We start from the raw sequence: 17,564 nt of genomic DNA, 5'->3' as shown, positions 1-17,564 counted from the left end.
GTCAATAATCATTCATTACTCACCAGCATCAATAACCTTCAGCACCGACTTCCGCTTGCCAGATGCCGCTGCCTTCCCATCATTCCCACCATTGCACTCAACCGTCGTGCTCCAACCTGCCCGCGTGAGCGTCTGCTCCACGCTGCTCGCAATATAGGTGCCATCGATACCGGTCTTCAGGCCGTTGATGCTGATGGGGCGCTCGGCAAATAATTCGGTGCGCCCCGGCATCTCTAGGCGCACCAGGGCAGTGGATTGGTTGAAGGCATCGATGCGTGCCTTGGCCGCGCGCTGGGCCGCTGTACGATTTGGGTGCAGGTGTCGGTCCACATGCACGCCGGGCAGCCCGTCGGGTACATTGGGATTGGTCACGTCGACGATGGCAAGCTTGCCAGAGGCCGGATCGAGATAGCCGGCCTTGGCCGAGGCCATGGCTGACCGGTCGGCCAGCTGAAACTGGAAGCGGGTCAGGTCCGATCGCGTCAGCGTGATGGCCGAGATGCTCTTGCCGCTGCCGCTGCTGGCCATGCCTAGCGGCACCACGATCAGCTTGCCGCCCCCCAACTTGGCGGTGCAGCCATGCTGCCGAGCAATGCGGGTGATGAAGTGGAAGTCGCTCTCCTTGACCTGGTCGGCACGCTCCACCACATCGGCCACTGAGCACAGCGGCGTCCAGCCATTGCGGCCGGCCACGTCGGCCACGATCTGGCCGAGCGGGACATTGTCCCAACTGCCCGATCGAGTGCTTTTTCCGGAACCCAGCATACTGGCCGACTTGCCTCGCAGGACAATGCTGTCCGGCGGCCCGGCATATTCGATCTCGTCGACCGTGTACTGCCCGACCAGGCCCACGCTCTGCTCGGCATAGCCCAGGTAGATGCTGAGCACGGCGCCACGTGCCGGCAGCGACAGCTTGCCGTCCCGGTCATCCAGCCGTATCTCGAACTGGTCGGCCTCCATGCCGGCCTTGTCGATGGTCTGGATCATCAGTAGCCGGTCGGTGATCAGGGCGGTGATGTCCTTGCCATTCACCTCGACGCGAGCCAGCGGTGTGTTGCTCAATCCCATAGCTGTACCTCGGTCTCAACAGGCGTGGCGATGTCGGGCATCATGATCTGGATGCCGGCGGCATAAGGCTGGGCCTGGCTGGCCAGACCGGGATTGGCGGACAGTACCGCCTCGACGGTTCCGTCCAGCGAGGCATAGTGCTGGTTGCACAGCATGTCCAGCAGGTCGCCGTCACAGGTTCTGTAGATCGTCGCCATAGCGGTCAAATTCCAAAGTGAAGCCCTGCTTGCGGGGGATACCGCCGTGCAGCAGCGCAGATTGCTGTTCGCTGATCGAGCTCAGGCACCAGGTACCCAGCACTTGCCCGTAACCGGTGGTGAGGATGTAGGGCTTGCCGGTACCGGCCAGGGTGCGCAGGCTGTCCAGCTGTGTCAGGCCGCCCTTGAAGTGCGGATAGATCGCGCCGGACAAGGTGATCTTGTCGGTGCCCATGCCGACGAACTGCTGCGCCGGCCGCCGACCCAGACGCTCCTGCCCCTGCCAGCCATAGCTGGTCTGGCGCTGCAGCGAATCAAAAGCCGCCGTGTCCAGGTTGAAATAGAACGGCGTGCCGCCCGAGACGACCGGCTGCATGATCAGCAGATGCGGAAAGGGCTTCACCGCCGCGGCATGGCTGGTGGTGGGGTTGAGGATCGATGTGGAGATGGCGCTGGCCAGCGAGGGATTGACCTTGCCGATGATCTTGCTGACCGCATTACGGGCCGCCGTGACCTGGCCGCCCAGCGCCGTATAGGAGGCCGCCACACCCGAAGCCACCCGATTGACCTGGGTATAGGTGTTCATCACCTTGCCGACCATGGCCTGGGCCTGGACGATGCGGCGCGTCACCCGCTGGATCGACTGGCTATCGCCCGAGGACAGGAACGGCAGGCTGCTGATCTCGGACACCGAGCTGGTCAGCTGGGCTGTACCGGTATTCATCGGACCCAGCATACTGTCCAGACTGCGCTGACCGGCCGCGCCGGAGCTGACCAGGGACTGCAGCGCCCCCTGCATGTTTTGCATATACGGCATGGGTTACACCATCGGCGCATCGAAGAGCTGGCCACGCTGGAGTCGGCCCAGGTAATCAGCGTGCTTCTGTTGAAGAATGGGCCAGACCTGCTCGGCCCAGGCTCGCGGATCACCGGTGGGCTGCTGCATATTGATCTGGATGGTGGGCGAGAACGGCCCCGCCTGGATCGGCGGCAAGTTCGCCGCACCTTTGTCGGCATCCGCCGAGGACTTGTCATCGGCGTGCTCCGCGGTACTCGTGGCCAGATGCTTGCCGGCCAGTTCGCCTAGGGTTTTGCCGGCCCAGCCGCCAATGATGCTACCGGCGATGGTGCCAAGGGCTGTGCCGGCGACGGGCACGATCGAGCCCAGCGCCGCGCCGGCGGCAGCGCCCGCCGTGGCCCCGACCGTCTCGCCGGCCGCGCCGCCATAGCCGCTGAACTTCTCATCTCGCGTTTTGGCAGTGGCGAAGACGCTGCCGGCATTGATGGCGCCGTCGATCAGGGCCAGCGCGCCACCAAACTTCGCCGCTCCGCGGGCAGCCTCGATGGCCTTGCCGATCCGGCTACCGGCACTAGGGCTACCTTCAGCCCCTGCCACGGCTCCACCCGGCTCATCTGATGGGCCAAACTGCTTGGGCCAGTTGATAACCCGCACGGGCACCACGCCACCTCGATCCATCGGGCCGCCGGAGCCGGTGGGCAAGCCTGCCGGGCGATTTTCCGGCTGCCACCCCTTGCCCGTCACAGAGCGTCCGATCTGGTAGATCCCCTTCACTGCGGTAAAGGCCACGGCCGCAGCCTTCAGGGCCACCAGACCGCCCACAACGCCAAGCACGGCTTCTGCAACCCCGGGCGCCTTGGTCGCAACGGTATCCACCGCAGCCGCCGCCGTCTTGGCGAACCCGGCCACCTTGTCGGTCAGCGGTTCGATCGCCTGCCCCATGGAGTTGAGCGCGTTGTCCCAGGCATAGCCGGCCTCCTTCCACATCTGCAGGCTGGTCTGCCTGCGCTGGGCCAGATTCTTGTCCAGGATATCGCCGGCCTTGGCTGAGTCGGCCTTCAGCTGCCCATAAAGCTTGCGGCCCTGCAGGTAGGCGGTCAGCGCCGCATTCACCTGCAGATCGGTGAAGATATGCCCCGTGCGCATCTGCTGATTCAGCGCTTCCACCTGCGCCCGCACCTTGTCGGGATCCAGGGTCTTGTCGATACCGGCCAGTCCCTTGGCCATGTCCGCCGCACGCTTCGGATCGACCGCCTCAATGTATTTCTCAGCCAGGCCAAAACTGGCCTCGAGGGCCGACATGCCATGCTTGGTCATGTTCATCTGCATGGAGCCGGCATAATCGATGCCGGCCTTGGCGTAGTTCTGGACCGTCTCTTGCGCGCCGATCTTGCTGATCCAGTTGACCAGGTTGTTGCCGGCCTCGTCCGACGTGCCGGCGACGTTGCGCTGAACCTGCAGCATGGCACCCAGCTGGTTCACCGAGTCCTGACCGGTCAGCCCCAGCTTCTGCATCTGGGCCAAGAGATCCGGGAACCAGCGCGCCATGTCTTCGGCCTCGAAGTTACCAGCCTGCCCTTGGTAGGCGATTGAGCTCAGAGCCTTGGCCATGCCTTCGGGCGTGGTGATCTTGGCATTGCGGCTGATGGCGGAGATCAGCTTGCCGGTATCTTCGCCGGACACACCTTGCCCCACCGAGAACTTCGCCGCCACCGGCGCGTAACTCATTGCCTGCTTCAGATCCATGCCGGCACTGACCAGCTGATTGACCAGGTCAGCCATCTGGCCGCGCCCCATGCCGTTGGCCTGCCCATTGGCGATGATGCCGCGGGCGACCTGGCTCTCCTGCCCCGTATTGGCGATCCCGGCCTTGATGGCGATATCGCGCACCGTGGCCTGAAAGTTGGCCGCCGTGTAGGCCGGTGCCGCCACGGTCGCGCCTACGCGCACGCCTTGGGCCACGGTCTGCCCCAGGCCATCACGAGCCGTCTGTAAATTGCTGGTGCCCACCGCCCGAAACTCCGCCCGCCGGGCGGTCGCGCCCAATTTGCGGTAGGCCGCCTCGAGGCTGGCCACGGCCACACCCTGATCACGCAAGGCATCGAGATTGGAGTGCAGCTTGCGCTGCACCCTATCCGCCATGGATGAACCGGTGGCGGCCAGACGCTGATAGTCCCGCTGCAGCTCCTGGGTTTCCCCAATCATCCGCTGCAGCACGCGGGCCCGCTGCCCGGTCTTCTCCAGCCGCCCGATACGCGACTGCACGTCATCGAAGGCCCGGCCCATGGACGACGCGATCGCGCCGCCGATGACCAGGCCGATATTGATGTTCCTGGCCATGGTCCTTCCCTACGACTCCTGCAGCCACCAGAGCATGTCGGTGACCGTCATGCGATCGACTTCCGACGGCTGGATGCCCAGCTGTCGGACACACTGCACAGCGAGCTTATGCACAGTCGCCGGCGACAGCCCCGTCGTCCGCCACCAGGCGAAAATAGGCGGCCTGCAGACGGTCATAGTCGACCATCGTCAGCCCCTCCAGATCCTTGAGGCTGACCTCGCACAGACTGGCAAACAACTGCATCTCATGGTCGGCCGAATCTTCGCCCGCAGCCTTGCGTGCCGTACGCACGTCCTTCACCGTCGGGGCCCGCATCGAGAGCCGATCGACCTTGACGCCATTGCACTCGCTCACCCGGCGAAGGCGGATCACGGCCCCGGAATCGGTCACATCCAGCCAGGGGTTCTTCTTTTCGTTCTTCGTGGTCATGTCGGCTCCTTACAGGCCCAGGTCACTGCGCATGCTGGCCAGCTGGTCGGTTCCATTGATGATGCGGATCGCGTTCACCGGGTCGATCTCGTAGATCACCGTGCCGCCGACCTGCAGCTTGTAGTAGGTCACGCCGACGGTATGCTTGATCTCGGCCTTGGTACCGGCCGACCAGTCACCCGGGTCGATGGTTTTCAGGGTGCCGCGGATGGTGGCCACCACGGCGGTAGTCACGCCGCCCTGCCCCTTGAAGCTGCCGCGGAAGGTCCCCGAGAAGCCGTTGCCGTCGGCCAGGCCGAATAGGCTCAGCGACTCCGCGCGCACGCCATTGGTGGTGAAGGAGGCCTCCATCTTCTGGAGGCCCATGTCCATGTCGATGGTGCCGTCCATGCCGCCGGCGCGGTAATCGTCGGTGGCCAGCTGCAGCTGGGGCAGCGTCAGGGTCGGCACATCGCCGGCGAAGGACACGCCGGCGACAAAGAGATTGGTGTTGAAGAGGGTCTGCGGAATCATGCCGGCTCCTTAGTTGCTCGAGGTCGTGGTGCTGTCCAGCACCTCGGTGATCCACTGATCGGTGACCTCGATCAGGAAGTTGGGGTTTTCTGCCGGCGGCACGTCGGTGAAGCGGATGCGCCAGTAAATCTTGCCCTGCTCCAGCGCGCTCGCCGTGTTCAGATCCGGGTCCGGATAGACTTCGAAATCGATCACCGCGCCCAGCGCCTTCTGGTCACGCATGAAGTCGTTGACCGACTCGGTGACCTCGTGGACATAGGCCTTGGTGATGCCCAGGTCGACCGCCCAACGGGTGCCGGCCAACACGGCCGCCATGACCATGTCCACGGTGCGGACCCGGGTCACGAACTGCCACAGCGGATCGCTGGACAGGGTGCGGTTACCCCACACCCGGAAGCCGCTCTCGCGGATGATGGTGGTGATGTTGGCGTTGTTGAGCAGGTTCGCACGGCAGGACGGATCACCGTCCAGGAACTCGATCGGCCGCACGGTACCGGTGATGCCGGCAATGACCTTGTTCGAAGGCGAGGCCCAGTAGCCATACTGCGCATCGGTCGCCGCAAACATGCCTGCGATCACCGGGCTGCTGGGTAGCGCCACCGTGCTGCTGCTCGTGGTGTCATAAACCTGCACATAGGGGTCGGCCATGAAGAGTCGCTTGCTGCCGAAGTTCGCGGCGTAGGCGGTGGCATCGTCATCAGTGGTGTTGGGACCATCGATGATGCCGATGGCCTGCAGGCGCCCGGCCAGGGTATCCATCGCGGTGGCCACCGCCTGATTGGCGGACTGACCCGGGGCGATGACCAAGCGCGGCCGGTAGCCGAGCACCGACTGGCCATCCAGCAGCGCCTGCAGGCCGGTACGCGCGCCGGCCGTGGTTTCGCCGCCGATGATCGCCGAGGTCAGCGCATTGGCATCGGTGGTGGTCGTGCCGCTGGTGCTCGTGGTGGAGCCTGCGGCCGCGTTGACACCCACTGCCACGATCACCGGCTGGGCGACGTTGTAGATCTGCTGCAGGCTTTTGTAGATCGAGGACGCCGAGCCGAAGGCCGCCGCCGCATCGGTCAGCGAGGTGATCAGGGTCGGGGTATCGGCACTGGCCGATGCGCCGGCGCCCGGGGTGAAGGTATCGACGAGGCCGATGATCGACGAGCTGGGCACCGAGATGGTGCGCACGCCGTTGGTCACGATCGAGGTCGTGACGCCATGAAAGAAACTGGTGGAAGGCATAGAAGCTCCAGGCATGAAAAAGCCCGCATCAGCGGGCATCTAAATCGGTGAAATGTGGCCTGCTAGGGCTCAGCTACCGGGTGCAGCCGGTAGCGCCGTGCTGGTGGTGTCGGTGCCGTCCCGGATGGCCTTCAGCGCCTTCAAATAGGTCACCCAGTCATCGGGTGTTGGCTCGTTGAGGACGCCGTACTCACTCTGTACCGTCGCGACGGCTGCCGGGTAGGCGAATCCAGCCTGATCCGCCAGAGTGACGGTGCTGGATGGCGTGTAGGCCACAATGGCCCCCTCATGCACGCCCTGCCCATACGGAAGCCGAGCAGCCCATTGCTCGACCGTAAGCGCAAGCATATCCGCAGCCGCAGGCACATTCGCCGTGCTGGACATGCCCCACACGTCATACCAGCCGGAGACCTCGGTGGGCCCGGTGGCGGACGTGTCATAGCTGGCGTAGTAGCGGGCAGGCCATTGCGTCTCGACATTCGATGTCGCATCGGTCGCCATGTCCACGGCAGCTGCGGTGGCCACCGGTGCCGTCTCGTCGGTGTTGTCAGTCATTTATGCAGGCCCCATGGCAAATACCCACACCTGGCCGGTACCTGCCGGCTGGTTCGCCCCCGAGATGGCGGCGATGTTGATCTTGAAACCCGATGCAGTCACTGTCCCGACCGTCGGATTGATGGCGACCGGACGATTGGCGCCGTCCCGGTTGTTGTCGACGGTCGTGGACACCACTGGCGCGGCTGAAAAGGCAATCGGAAATGCAATCGAATCGCCTGCACTGAGCACGCCTGCTGAAAACGCCTGGATCAGTATGTTTCCGATGCGGACGTAGTAGCCCCCGGCGATGGTGCCGTAGGAGCTTGGTGCATAGCCGTTGGTCGCACCATCTTTCGAGGACAAGGCATAGAGCGACCCATCGGCCCCCATCGTCAGGTTGGTGGCGAAATAGAAGCCATTACCCGGTGCGGAAATCGGGCACCAGCGCCCTACTCCGTCCGTGCCATAGGTCCACAGCATCTGGATCCCGGCGCCGACCTGCTTGCTCACCCCGATCTTGGAGACACCGAAGGTATTCGTGTCGACCTGCTGACCGGCGAAGTTGCCAGTGACCCAGTTCTGCGTCGCGCCGTAGACCCACGATCCGCCCACGTTGATGGAAAGATAGTCGCCCTTGTACTGGTAACCGATCTGCAGCACCTGGTTGGTCTGCGCATCATTGAAGGTTGTGATGCCCTGGGTCGTGCCACCACCGGAGCCCACGAAGATGGGCTGGCCCGCGGCATTGAGCGAGAAATTGGTGACCGCCTGAAACCCCGCACCCGGCTCGGTCCGCACCAGGTGATAGCCCACATTCTGGGCTGAGGTGATGAACGGGAGATTCCAGGCCTTGTTGATGGCTACCAGTGCCGCACGCTGATTGGTGCCATCATCGGCCACCGTCAGCGTCATCGCAGCGCCGTTGAGCTGGGTTTGCAGACCCGATTCGACACCGGATGCTCGCTTTGTCTCGACAGCAATCTGGTTGTTCACCCAGCTCTGGGTCGCGCCATAGACCCACGAGCCACCGACATTGATCGAGAGGTAATCCCCCTTGTACTGGTAGCCGATCTGCAGAACCTGATTGGTCTGCGCATCGCTGAAGGTGGTGATGCCCTGGGTCGTCCCTCCGCCGGAGCCGACAAAGATGGGCTGCCCCGTTGCTGACAATGTCAGGTTGGTGATGGACTGAAACCCCGTGCCGGGATTACTTGGGATCCTCACATTGACCTGATTCTGCAGGTTCTGATCTGCGCTCTGCCGCGCTGTGGCCTCCTGGCCGACAAGGTTCGAGGACCAGGACACCGTCGCCAGCTGGCGTGTGATGCCCTTGGCATCAGCCACAAACGGCAGGCCTGTCGCATCGTTCACCGCGAAGAGATTGATCCGGGTGTTGACGGTGTCATCCGCCGGCAGGATCGTCATCACCGCCGTATTCAGCTGGCTCTGCAGATTGTTGATCTTCGGCGTCAGCAGCCCGGAAAGCACCTGCGGCGTGATCGCTTTCTGATTGTCCGTGCCGGACGTCGCATCATCGGCACTGGCCAGCTTGACCACGCCCAGCGTGTCCTCAGTCGCCGCCGGGTTCATGAAATTGGCATCGCCGAAGCTGATGCTGCTGGCCGCGACATCGACAAAGCGGACATCCAGCGCCAGCTGCATCATGGCCTGGGCGGACTTTTCCACGATCACCGTGGATTGCCCATAGGAGGCGAACAGCGTGCCATCGCTGAGGTACAGCGCGAAACCGTACACTGAGTAATCGTCATCGCCGGAGTCCAGCACGGTGACGTGGATGGTATCAGCCGCCGTGGCGCCGCCGGAAATCGTGGTCAGCCGCTTGATCTCGGCCGGAATGGCCGCGCCGGGCGTGAAGGCTTGCGAACTGAGTCCGACCGCAGCGATCGTGACCGCATTGGTGCCGTTGCCGGCGGCGTTGCGCAGCGCCGCGCGGCCGGCGTCAGTGATGGTGACTGTCAAACCCATCAGGAAGCTCCATCAAATTGCAGATGCGCATAGGCCAGCGGGCGGGCCGCGGCGATCACGCCGACTGAACCCGTCGCGTTGATGCCCTGCGTGAAGGTGAAATGCGAGCGCAGCGGCTTCGCCTGGCGGACCGCCTCGATCACATCGTCGACGTACTCGGCGGTGGCCACGTTGCCATCGGCGCCGGAGAGCGTGAGCAGCAAGGCGAAGGTGTGCGGCGTGCCCTTCGGGGTGGTTTCCCACCACTCCCGAATGGACACATAGCCACCAAAGGCTTCCACCGCTGCCTTCACGGCACCGGCAGTACCGCGATGACGGGCGATGGTGATCGCCTGCCGGACTCGGTTGCGCTTGACGGTATCGGACCAGTACGACTGCCAGCTCTCCAGCGACAGCGACCAGGCCAGCCACGGCAGCAGCGCCGAGGGCACCGTGTCGGGGTTCCAGAGCGAAGCCAGTGGCGTCGGGATGGCATCGACCCGCTCCTGCGGCACTTCCAGCGCCGCCTCGAAGCTGGTGCGGTTGGGTGGTAGCAGGCTAGTCAACGGTCGTCCCCGGGGTCAGAGTGATGCCCGTGCAGTTGCCGGCCTGGGTATCGCTGATCGCGACATCTTCGGCCGGCTCGGTCAGGATCACGTTCTGGATACCCGCCACCTTCAGGGCGGCGATGATGCCCGCCCGCGTGACGGACACGCCGATCTTCTTGGCGCTGGCCAGGTAGGTGTTGAGGCCATCCGCAGCCGCACTGAGCGCCACCGAAGGATCCGGCCCTGAGTACGTCGGCAAGGTCGCCGCAACCGCGAAGCCCACGATCGCGGCTGACTGCACCGTGACCTGATCGGTCATGGGCCGCACATCGTCATCAGACAGGATCGCCTGCACGGCGGCCACGATATCGTCCGAGGCCGTGCCATCCGCGCTGTCAGCCAGCACGGCCACCACCACCTCGCCGGGATTGGGGCTGGTCGCCTTGGCATCGACGATGTGCGTCGAAGCGGTGCGGGCCCAGTACTCGTAGGCCTCTTCCGGCCCGGCTACCGAGAACGATGATGGTGCCAGGCCGACGCGCACCCGCAGGGCATCGTCGCTCTCCATCACCGCCGCGGTGCCGGTGCTGGCATCGGCCGGCATGACTGTCTCCCGCTCGACCTGGAAGAACGCCGCCAGATTGTCGAGATCCGAACCAGTTGCCGTGGAGAGAAAACAGCCCTTCACCGCATCGTTAACCCGGGCCCGCAGCATCAGCTCGCGATAGGCGCAGACCTCCATCAGCTTCATCACCGGGTCGGTTTCCATCGCCGAGGTCCAGCTGTCACCGGCAGCCGCCATCAGGTCGGTCAGCAGGGCCTGGAAAATATCCTCGTAGGCCAACGTCTCGACCACGTCGGGTACCGGCAGCTGGGAAAGATCGATCAGGCTCATGCACTCACCTGCAGGGTGACGTTGTCACCCAGGTACTGCCCCTTCACGGTGAAGCTGATCGTGCCATTGAGCACGGACACCACCTGGGCGGAGGAAAGTTTGAAGGTCGGGATCCAGCGGGACAGCGCCCGCACGGTCTCGGCCTGCACGGCGCTTTTCCAGCCCTCGTTCATGGGCAGATCGACCATCTGGCGGATGGATGAGCCGTACTCGGGACGCATCCGGCGGCTGCCCAGCGGCGTGGTCAGCACGTCTTCGATGCATTGCACGAGATAGGCCACACCATGCACCGGCTGGCCCGTGGTGCGGCTCATCCCGACGATCATGACTTGGCGAAGTCCACACGCGAGGCCAGAAACGCATAGGCGGCCGCATCGTAGGCCGTCACCTTGGAACGGCTGACCTGCAAGGTGCGCCCGTCATCGAGGATCAGCACCCGGCTCAGATACTGCAAATCCTTGAAGGTCACCGGCAGGGTCGGCGCCGCAGGCGTCACGGTGGTCGCCGTGGCGGAGCTTGTACCGGTGGTGCGGGTGGCGGTCGTGCTCGCCGTGCTGCTGGTTGCGGGCGTTGCCGCGGTAGCGGACGCAGTCGTGCTGGTGCTCGAGGTATTGGCGGCCGTCGTTGCGGCCGTATCCGCGGCCGCGGTGGTCGCGCCCGAATCAGTGGTCGTTGCCATGGCTTCTCTCTCAGAGGTTGCTGCCGTGCACCGTGCCGGCAGCTTGGATGTTGCCCTTCGCGTCAATCCCGCCCTGGCTGGACAAGCTCGCGGCCTGGGCCGTACCGGACACGGTCAGATCGCCCTCGATCTCGACCGTACCCGCAAGTTTGATGTTGGGTGCCGTGAGGACGGCGCTCTGCTCGCTCAGCACGGCTGATACCTGCCCCACCGATGCACTGAGCTGCCCCTTGGGCAGCGCCGCCGTGAGCGCGCCACTGGCGGCGTCATAGGCGATACGGGTACCGTCCGGCCATTGGATGGAGGTCACATCGGCCGAGCTCTCGCTGTTCGGCCATTGCGCACTCAAAAGGCCTGGCACGAAGGTCCCGGCCGCCACCGTGCCGCTGGGGCTGAGTAGCACACCCGGCTCGCCCACGCTGGGCACGCGCCAGATCTGCACCGCGCCGGCCGCACCGCTGTGCCAGCGCACCCAGGGGCTGATCCAGTCGCCGTTGCTGACCTTGATCCGCTGCTGGACCGGATCGACCGCCTCCACCACGCAAGGCAGCAGCATGGCCGCGATCATCCGGTCATGTTCGGCCAGTGGATAGCTCATCGAGCCGCTCCTTTGGATCGAAATAGTCCTGGATATACTCAGGCCCGACCTCGGGCGAGATCCCAACCAGCAGGGTCAAGCCGGTGCTGTCCGCCCAGTCCCAGCTGGCTTCGCCCAGATAGATCACCTGATCCCAGCGCACCGACCAGACCACAAGATTGTCCAGCTCGGGCCGGCTGCCATCTGGCATCGCCTCCACGAACTCGGCCGGTTCAGCCGAGACGCCCCAGCACTGCTCGCGCAGCGCCGCAATCATTGCCGTCACCATGCTGCCCAGCAGCCGGGTATGGCCTTGGCATTCCGGGCCGATCAGCAGATAGGCGCAGAATCTACAGCGCACGGCGGACTGCCCCGTGCCGGGATCGGGCGCCGGCTCGATCTGTTCCAGGTCAATAAACACGGCCGGTACCGGCAGATCCATGATCTCGCCCTGATCCGGCATGGCCTGCACCGACACGAAGGCCGGGAACAGTGTGCTCAAGGTCGAGGCGATCGCCGTGCTGACAGCGGGTAGATCGACCGACTGGATGTCGCCGGCACTTTCGTCGTTGCTCATCGCTGTATCGCCTTCATCATCGCGTAGCGCATTTCCTGCTGCAGCACGACCGCCAGTCGCTCGGCAGCACGGTCCACCCACTGCTCGAACTCCTCGCGCACGTCCTCGATGCTGACCTTGACCTTGGCCACCGGAAAGCGGCCGGACATGCCTTCATCGATGGCAGGGCCGCCCATGGCCACCCCGGGATAAGCCGAGGTGCTGAAATGCTTACTGTGGGTGCGGATCCAGACGTCCGGCTTGCCGCCATAGACCTTCTGGTAGAAGGCGCCCCGAAAGCGCCGACCTGCGACCGAGACACCAGTCGCCGTCTGGCGCACCTTGCCCAACCGCGAGGCCTCCAACGGATCCAGACCCAGCCAGAGCTTGCCCTGCTTGCCGCCGGGGCGGATCGCATAGGCCGACAGGCGCTGACGCACCGCCGTCACCGCAATGCGATCACGCCGGCTGATGGCCCGTGACATGTGCGTGCGCAGCCAGCGCAGGGTCTTGTTGATGGCCCGGCGCTGGGCATCGGCCGCCTCTTTCGGGGCGGCCTGCCGAAACTGCTCGAGCTTGCGGGCATCAGCCAGCGAGAATTTCAGCTCGATCATTTGGCGCGCCTCAGTACCAGGGTGATCAAGCCCGTGCCATCAGGCTCCAGCTTGGTCACCGTGTAGAGGCCGGCATCGATGCCCTCAATCTGCAGATCGAGGGTATCGCCCGGTGCGATGGCCGCCGCCACCGCGTCACGCACCACAAACACCGGTGATCGCAGCGCCGTCTGCTGACGCCCGAACTCAGGCTCCAGCCACGGCGCATCGAACATCCCGAGGATCGTCTCGCCCTTGTGCACCGCCGGATCGCCCAGGGCCGGAAAGACCTGGTCGTCCATCTGGCTGACCAGGTCCCGGAACATCAGGCGGTCAGCTTGATGATCGCCCGCGGGCGGGTGCAGATGTTCAGGGCATTGGACTGCGCCAACAGATCCACACCCGCGCCATGCTTCATCATCTCCAGACTGGCGTAATACGGCACGCCGGTGGTATTGACCACATCGATATGATTTGCCGGCGCGAAGCGGGTAATCAGCAGATCGGGCACCCCGGTCGGGATCAGATACGCCGAGTTGGTGTCGATGAACTCGGTGCTGCCCAACTTGCCGTAGTACTCCTTCCACATCACGCCGGCATAGGGGAAGCCGCCGCGGTAGTTGTTCACCAGGAAGGTGCCCTCGTTGATGCGCTGGAAGGACTGACGAATGTCCTCGTTGGCCGTCATCGCATCCATGAACCCACGGCCGCAGACCGCCTGCCAGCCGGTGATCGGAGCAGCGCCGGCGATCACATCCTCGGCCATGCGCTGAGCCGCGACGATCTTCTGCAGAATGCCACTGGTCGAAGTCGCCAGCCCCAAGGCCTGGACCTGCTGCTTGATGCCGAACTGCTTGAACAGGTCGTACAGCAAGGTCTTGCCGTCGGCATCGTAGATCTGACCGGCGACCGCGCCCATGCGGTGGTAACGGATCGTTGCGGTCAGCCGCTGGCGCATCTTGAGCAGGCGCTTGTCGACAAAGCCTTGCACCTGCTCCAGCTCGCTCTCACGTCCGAAGGCTCGGATGTTCTGGACTTCATCGGCCAGCACCACGCCGTCAGTCGGCAGGTGAATGGTGCGGAAGTCGATACCGTCGCGCTTCGGCGATCGGGTCGGGCTGGCCGGTGCACCGCGCTCGGCGGCAGGCACAAGGTCCAGCGAATCGTTTTGACGATCGATGAACACGCTGGTGGTGGTCACGCCATCTTCAGAGAAGAGGGCATCGAGCATGTCCGGAGACGCCTGGCCTTCCGGGTTCTGATTGATCGCCGCAGTCAGGGAGGTCAGCCCAAACGCGCTGTCATTGAAAATATCGAGGGTCGCCATGCATGTGTCCCATAAAAAAACCGCCCGAAGGCGGCTTTGTGTGTAGAGGTGATGAGGTGTGCGCTTAACGCAGGATCAGGCCCTGGGCGGCCAGCAGGCTGCTGGCCGTGTCGGTCAAGCCGATCAGCAGGACCTGATCCAGTTCGGCATCGCGGGTCACCATCACCGCCGGCTGGGTATCGGTGTTGATCTGCGCGCCGCGATACAGCACGCCGACCTCGGAAGGCGTCGTGGCCGCCGTGGTGGTCTCGGTACCCGTGGTATCCGTCGTGCCCGACGTGGTGCCGGTGCTGGTTCCGGCGGCCGCGGCCACCGGATCGGCATACGGCGCCCAGGTCCCATCGGTGGCCTTGGCCATGACGGTACCGGCCGGGATATACGCGGCGGTGGCCGCCAGGGACACCTGGTCACGCGAGCGCGTGCCCATGGCTTCGCTGAGCAGGAACTCGCCGGTGCGGGGATTCATGGTCAGAGTGGTCATCACTGCGCTCCTTTACGGCTGCTCCAGATCGCACGAGGGTTGAACTCCCGTGCGGCCGTGGCCTGCTCGCCCGGGGCAGCGCCACGGGCATGGGTGGCATCAGCGGCGATGCCTTCCAGGGTGATGCCGCGCTCGCCGGCGGCGGTCAGGATCGACAGGGCCGCTTCGGCCACCGGCATCCCGCTCTCGATCGCCGCAGCGACCTCCTTCTCGAAACCGGGCCGCGCCAAGGCGTTGATGCCCTGGATGCGTGCACGCTCGGCGGCGGCCGCCTGCTGGGCCAGCGCCGGATCATCCTGCGCCGCGGCGGGAATCAGTTCGATGGTGGCGGGATCCACACCCGCGCTGATGGCTTGCTGCAGCTCTTCGGTGCTGCTGACTTTGTGCCCCATGGGGGACCTCCGAGTGTTTTGGAAAGGAGAGGGTCTGCGCTGGCTCAACTCGGCCACCACAGATTCAAGCGAGCCCAGCCGATCGGCCAGGCCGGCGGCCACAGCATCGGCGCCGATGCGCACACCACCGTGGTCACCCATCGGCCCGACCTGATCCAGGGCCACGCCGCGGTTGCGCGCGACCTTGGCCTCGAAGACCCTGGCCATGCTGTTGATCATGTCGCCGACCTTGGCCTGCCCTTCCTCGGTCTTGAGGTCGGGCCGCTTGTTCGGCGCGTTCTGGCTGACGATCTGCAGCCGGCGCTTGCCAGGCGCATCGTCGGCCAGCATCACCTCGAGCACCACGCCGATGCTGCCGAGGACGGCCGTCTCGTCGGCCACGATCTCGTCGGCCGCGCTGGCGATCCAGTAACCGGCACTGGCGCCGGTACCGCCGACATAGGACACGATCGGCTTCTGCCCGCGGGCCGCGAAGATCATCTCGGCCAGCTCGTTGATGCCGTTGGCCTCGCCGCCGGGCGAATCGATATCCAGCACGATGGCTCGCACACTCGGGTCATCCAGCGCGGCCTGGATATCGGTCGCCAGCACCTGGGTGCTGGTGGCGCCGCAGATCCGGGTCATCAGATTGGCGTAGCGGAAGATCGGGCCGGTCACCGGCACGATGGCCACGCCATCACGCACGCTGGTCGTGCGGGTATTGCGCAGCTCATCGCCGGGGCGTGTCTCCAGCGCCTGCGGTTCCAGCTGCCGGTCGGCAATCGCCAGAAGCCGCTCCAGCGACTGCGGCATCATCAGCCACGGCCGCGCCGCAGCCATGTCGGCCAGGTTGATCATCACTCTTGCTCCTGCAGGACCGGGGCTTGTTTCGGTGTCGGCGGGATCAGGCCCAGCTGGCGACGGCGCTCCATCTCGCGGCCCCGCTGCTGGATCACTTCCTCCCACGACTCGCCGCTCATCGCCATGGTCTCCATGGTTTCCGTGCTGACGCCGGCATCGATGCGCGCCTGCGCCGCCCGTGCTTCCTTGAGCTCATCGATCGCACCCCGTGCAGGGCCGATCCAGATGGCCCGCGTATAGGCCCGGCGCTGGGCCGGATCGGCATAGCCCGGCAGATGAATACGGCCGCGTGCGACCGCCTCATCGATAAACAGCTCATAGGCCGGCTGGCAGAAATCGCAGACCAGCCACCACCGGCGCATCTCGTAATAACGCCAGGCCTGCAACATCGCGGCACGTGCCGCGCTGTAGCTCGAGCTGTAGTGCATCAGGATCTCTTCGACCGGCTGCTCCAGCGCCGCGCCGATCTCCTTGGCGATCGCCATGAAGAACGGATCAAATTGCGCATTGGGTCGGGCCGGGTTGACCACCGCGGGCTCTTCGCCCGGGGCCAGATCAACCACCGCGCCCTCGCCCAGCTCCACCGTGCCCGGCTCGTCCGGGATCGGCACCGGAATGTCTGCCTCGTCATGGCCGCCCATCGACACCAGCGGGTTCTGGACCAGACTGGCGGGATCGGCTTCCGGCGTCTTCTTGATGAACACCGTGAACATCGCGCTGACCACCGCCGCCATCAGCTCGGCCGAGCTGTAGCGCTCCAGCTTCTGCAAAGGCTCCAGCACCGGTGCCAGATACGGCGCGCCGCGTTTCTGGCCAGGCCGATCCCGATCACACCAGATCTGCAGCACCCGGCGCCGGCCCGTGACGGCACCGAACACCGGGATCTTCTGCCAGGTCAGCATGGTCCGGATCTTCTGCTCGTAGGGGTAGCCGCTGCACACGTAGACGTGCGTCGGTGCCCCGTTGTTGTCGAAGGCCACGCCCTCGATCAGGTTGTCGGTGTCCGGCATGCCGTCCGGGTTGCTGACCCGGTCCGTTTCGATCAGCTGCAGCCGGGTCGAAAAGATCGCGCCCTCGCGCTCGATGCTGGGCGTCGTCACGAACACATCGCCGCCGGTCAGCGCACTGACCAGGGCCAGGCTCTGCAGCTGGTGGAAATTGCTGCTGGCCTCGGCATCGCACTCGCGCGGATCTTCCGACCACAGCCGGAACTCACGCTCCAGCTGCGCATTCAAGGTATCGGCCTGGTCCTCGCTCAGGCCCAGGGCCTGGGCATTCACGCTGGGCCGGCACAGCAGGCCGGTACCGACCACGCTGGTGCGGACCCGGTTCACCGCCGCACGGCCGATCAGATGGTTGCGCATCGCATCGCGCGAGCGGGCGACCAGCATATGCCGCTCGTAGCGCTGCAGGTCCCGGCGGGGGCTGCCCACGCCCGGTACCCAGCTGACCATCGAGCGCAGCAGCCGCGAGGCACCGCGCCAGCGTGTCTCCACGCCACCGCCTCCACCCTGCGCCTTGACGCCGCCCGCCGCCAGATAGGACACGGCCAGCTTGTTCATCCGGTCACGGATGGAGGTTTTGCCAAACATGCCCA

At 64.9% G+C, this 17,564-nt stretch carries 21 protein-coding genes; all 21 read right to left on the bottom strand.

The window, feature by feature from the left end; translation table 11 throughout:
- Window positions 1-15: 15 nt before the first annotated feature.
- The 21 genes from FRAAU_RS05000 to FRAAU_RS04900 all read right to left on the bottom strand — a co-directional run bounded on the left by FRAAU_RS05000 (window position 16) and on the right by FRAAU_RS04900 (window position 17,559).
- Window positions 16-1,068, bottom strand: coding sequence for a phage late control D family protein (locus FRAAU_RS05000; protein WP_014402484.1), 1,053 nt, complete (start codon window positions 1,066-1,068; stop codon window positions 16-18).
- Complete coding sequence (locus FRAAU_RS04995; protein WP_014402483.1) at window positions 1,059-1,265, bottom strand: tail protein X; 207 nt, start codon at window positions 1,263-1,265, stop codon at window positions 1,059-1,061. Before FRAAU_RS04995 ends, FRAAU_RS05000 begins: the two co-directional genes overlap by 10 nt.
- On the bottom strand, window positions 1,240-2,082 hold the full coding sequence (locus FRAAU_RS04990) for a phage tail protein (protein WP_014402482.1): 843 nt from the start codon (window positions 2,080-2,082) through the stop codon (window positions 1,240-1,242). Before FRAAU_RS04990 ends, FRAAU_RS04995 begins: the two co-directional genes overlap by 26 nt.
- A 3-nt stretch (window positions 2,083-2,085) precedes the next feature.
- Window positions 2,086-4,404: a phage tail tape measure protein gene (locus FRAAU_RS04985; protein WP_014402481.1), complete on the bottom strand. Its 2,319-nt coding sequence runs from the start codon at window positions 4,402-4,404 to the stop codon at window positions 2,086-2,088.
- Window positions 4,405-4,510: 106 nt separating this feature from the next.
- A complete protein-coding gene (locus tag FRAAU_RS04980) occupies window positions 4,511-4,834 on the bottom strand; it encodes a phage tail assembly protein (RefSeq protein ID WP_014402480.1) in 324 nt (107 codons plus the stop codon).
- 9 nt (window positions 4,835-4,843) lie between these two features.
- Window positions 4,844-5,347 (bottom strand): phage major tail tube protein, encoded by a 504-nt coding sequence (locus tag FRAAU_RS04975; protein ID WP_014402479.1) that lies wholly within the window; start codon window positions 5,345-5,347, stop codon window positions 4,844-4,846.
- 9 nt (window positions 5,348-5,356) lie between these two features.
- Window positions 5,357-6,577: a phage tail sheath subtilisin-like domain-containing protein gene (locus FRAAU_RS04970; protein WP_014402478.1), complete on the bottom strand. Its 1,221-nt coding sequence runs from the start codon at window positions 6,575-6,577 to the stop codon at window positions 5,357-5,359.
- Window positions 6,578-6,646: 69 nt separating this feature from the next.
- A complete protein-coding gene (locus tag FRAAU_RS04965) occupies window positions 6,647-7,132 on the bottom strand; it encodes a hypothetical protein (RefSeq protein ID WP_014402477.1) in 486 nt (161 codons plus the stop codon).
- Window positions 7,133-9,100 carry a hypothetical protein gene (locus FRAAU_RS16345; protein WP_014402476.1) on the bottom strand — a complete coding sequence of 656 codons (1,968 nt, stop codon included), beginning with the start codon at window positions 9,098-9,100 and terminating at the stop codon, window positions 7,133-7,135. It abuts the gene before it with no gap.
- Window positions 9,100-9,645 carry a phage tail protein I gene (locus FRAAU_RS04955; RefSeq protein WP_014402475.1) on the bottom strand — a complete coding sequence of 182 codons (546 nt, stop codon included), beginning with the start codon at window positions 9,643-9,645 and terminating at the stop codon, window positions 9,100-9,102. Before FRAAU_RS04955 ends, FRAAU_RS16345 begins: the two co-directional genes overlap by 1 nt.
- Window positions 9,638-10,522 carry a baseplate assembly protein gene (locus tag FRAAU_RS04950; protein WP_014402474.1) on the bottom strand — a complete coding sequence of 295 codons (885 nt, stop codon included), beginning with the start codon at window positions 10,520-10,522 and terminating at the stop codon, window positions 9,638-9,640. The genes FRAAU_RS04955 and FRAAU_RS04950 overlap by 8 nt, the downstream gene beginning before the upstream one ends.
- Entirely contained in the window at window positions 10,519-10,848 is a 330-nt protein-coding gene (locus tag FRAAU_RS04945) for a GPW/gp25 family protein (RefSeq protein WP_014402473.1), read from the bottom strand. Before FRAAU_RS04945 ends, FRAAU_RS04950 begins: the two co-directional genes overlap by 4 nt.
- On the bottom strand, window positions 10,845-11,201 hold the full coding sequence (locus FRAAU_RS04940; RefSeq protein WP_014402472.1) for a hypothetical protein: 357 nt from the start codon (window positions 11,199-11,201) through the stop codon (window positions 10,845-10,847). Before FRAAU_RS04940 ends, FRAAU_RS04945 begins: the two co-directional genes overlap by 4 nt.
- Window positions 11,202-11,211: 10 nt before the next feature.
- The gene (locus tag FRAAU_RS04935; RefSeq protein ID WP_014402471.1) at window positions 11,212-11,799 is read right to left on the bottom strand and encodes a phage baseplate assembly protein V; all 588 of its coding nucleotides are present in this window, start codon (window positions 11,797-11,799) and stop codon (window positions 11,212-11,214) included.
- On the bottom strand, window positions 11,774-12,355 hold the full coding sequence (locus FRAAU_RS04930; RefSeq protein ID WP_014402470.1) for a hypothetical protein: 582 nt from the start codon (window positions 12,353-12,355) through the stop codon (window positions 11,774-11,776). The genes FRAAU_RS04935 and FRAAU_RS04930 overlap by 26 nt, the downstream gene beginning before the upstream one ends.
- Window positions 12,352-12,948: a hypothetical protein gene (locus FRAAU_RS04925; protein ID WP_014402469.1), complete on the bottom strand. Its 597-nt coding sequence runs from the start codon at window positions 12,946-12,948 to the stop codon at window positions 12,352-12,354. The genes FRAAU_RS04930 and FRAAU_RS04925 overlap by 4 nt, the downstream gene beginning before the upstream one ends.
- On the bottom strand, window positions 12,945-13,253 hold the full coding sequence (locus tag FRAAU_RS04920) for a head-tail joining protein (protein ID WP_014402468.1): 309 nt from the start codon (window positions 13,251-13,253) through the stop codon (window positions 12,945-12,947). Before FRAAU_RS04920 ends, FRAAU_RS04925 begins: the two co-directional genes overlap by 4 nt.
- Window positions 13,253-14,254 (bottom strand): major capsid protein, encoded by a 1,002-nt coding sequence (locus FRAAU_RS04915; protein WP_014402467.1) that lies wholly within the window; start codon window positions 14,252-14,254, stop codon window positions 13,253-13,255. The genes FRAAU_RS04920 and FRAAU_RS04915 overlap by 1 nt, the downstream gene beginning before the upstream one ends.
- 64 nt (window positions 14,255-14,318) lie before the next feature.
- Window positions 14,319-14,735: a head decoration protein gene (locus FRAAU_RS04910; protein WP_014402466.1), complete on the bottom strand. Its 417-nt coding sequence runs from the start codon at window positions 14,733-14,735 to the stop codon at window positions 14,319-14,321.
- Window positions 14,735-15,964: a S49 family peptidase gene (locus FRAAU_RS04905; protein ID WP_014402465.1), complete on the bottom strand. Its 1,230-nt coding sequence runs from the start codon at window positions 15,962-15,964 to the stop codon at window positions 14,735-14,737. Before FRAAU_RS04905 ends, FRAAU_RS04910 begins: the two co-directional genes overlap by 1 nt.
- Complete coding sequence (locus FRAAU_RS04900; protein ID WP_217176245.1) at window positions 15,964-17,559, bottom strand: phage portal protein; 1,596 nt, start codon at window positions 17,557-17,559, stop codon at window positions 15,964-15,966. Before FRAAU_RS04900 ends, FRAAU_RS04905 begins: the two co-directional genes overlap by 1 nt.
- Window positions 17,560-17,564 lie beyond the last annotated feature (5 nt).

This window comes from Frateuria aurantia DSM 6220 (assembly GCF_000242255.2).
In the GTDB taxonomy this organism is placed as follows: domain Bacteria; phylum Pseudomonadota; class Gammaproteobacteria; order Xanthomonadales; family Rhodanobacteraceae; genus Frateuria; species Frateuria aurantia.
This window is presented reverse-complemented; position numbering and strand designations above follow the sequence as displayed.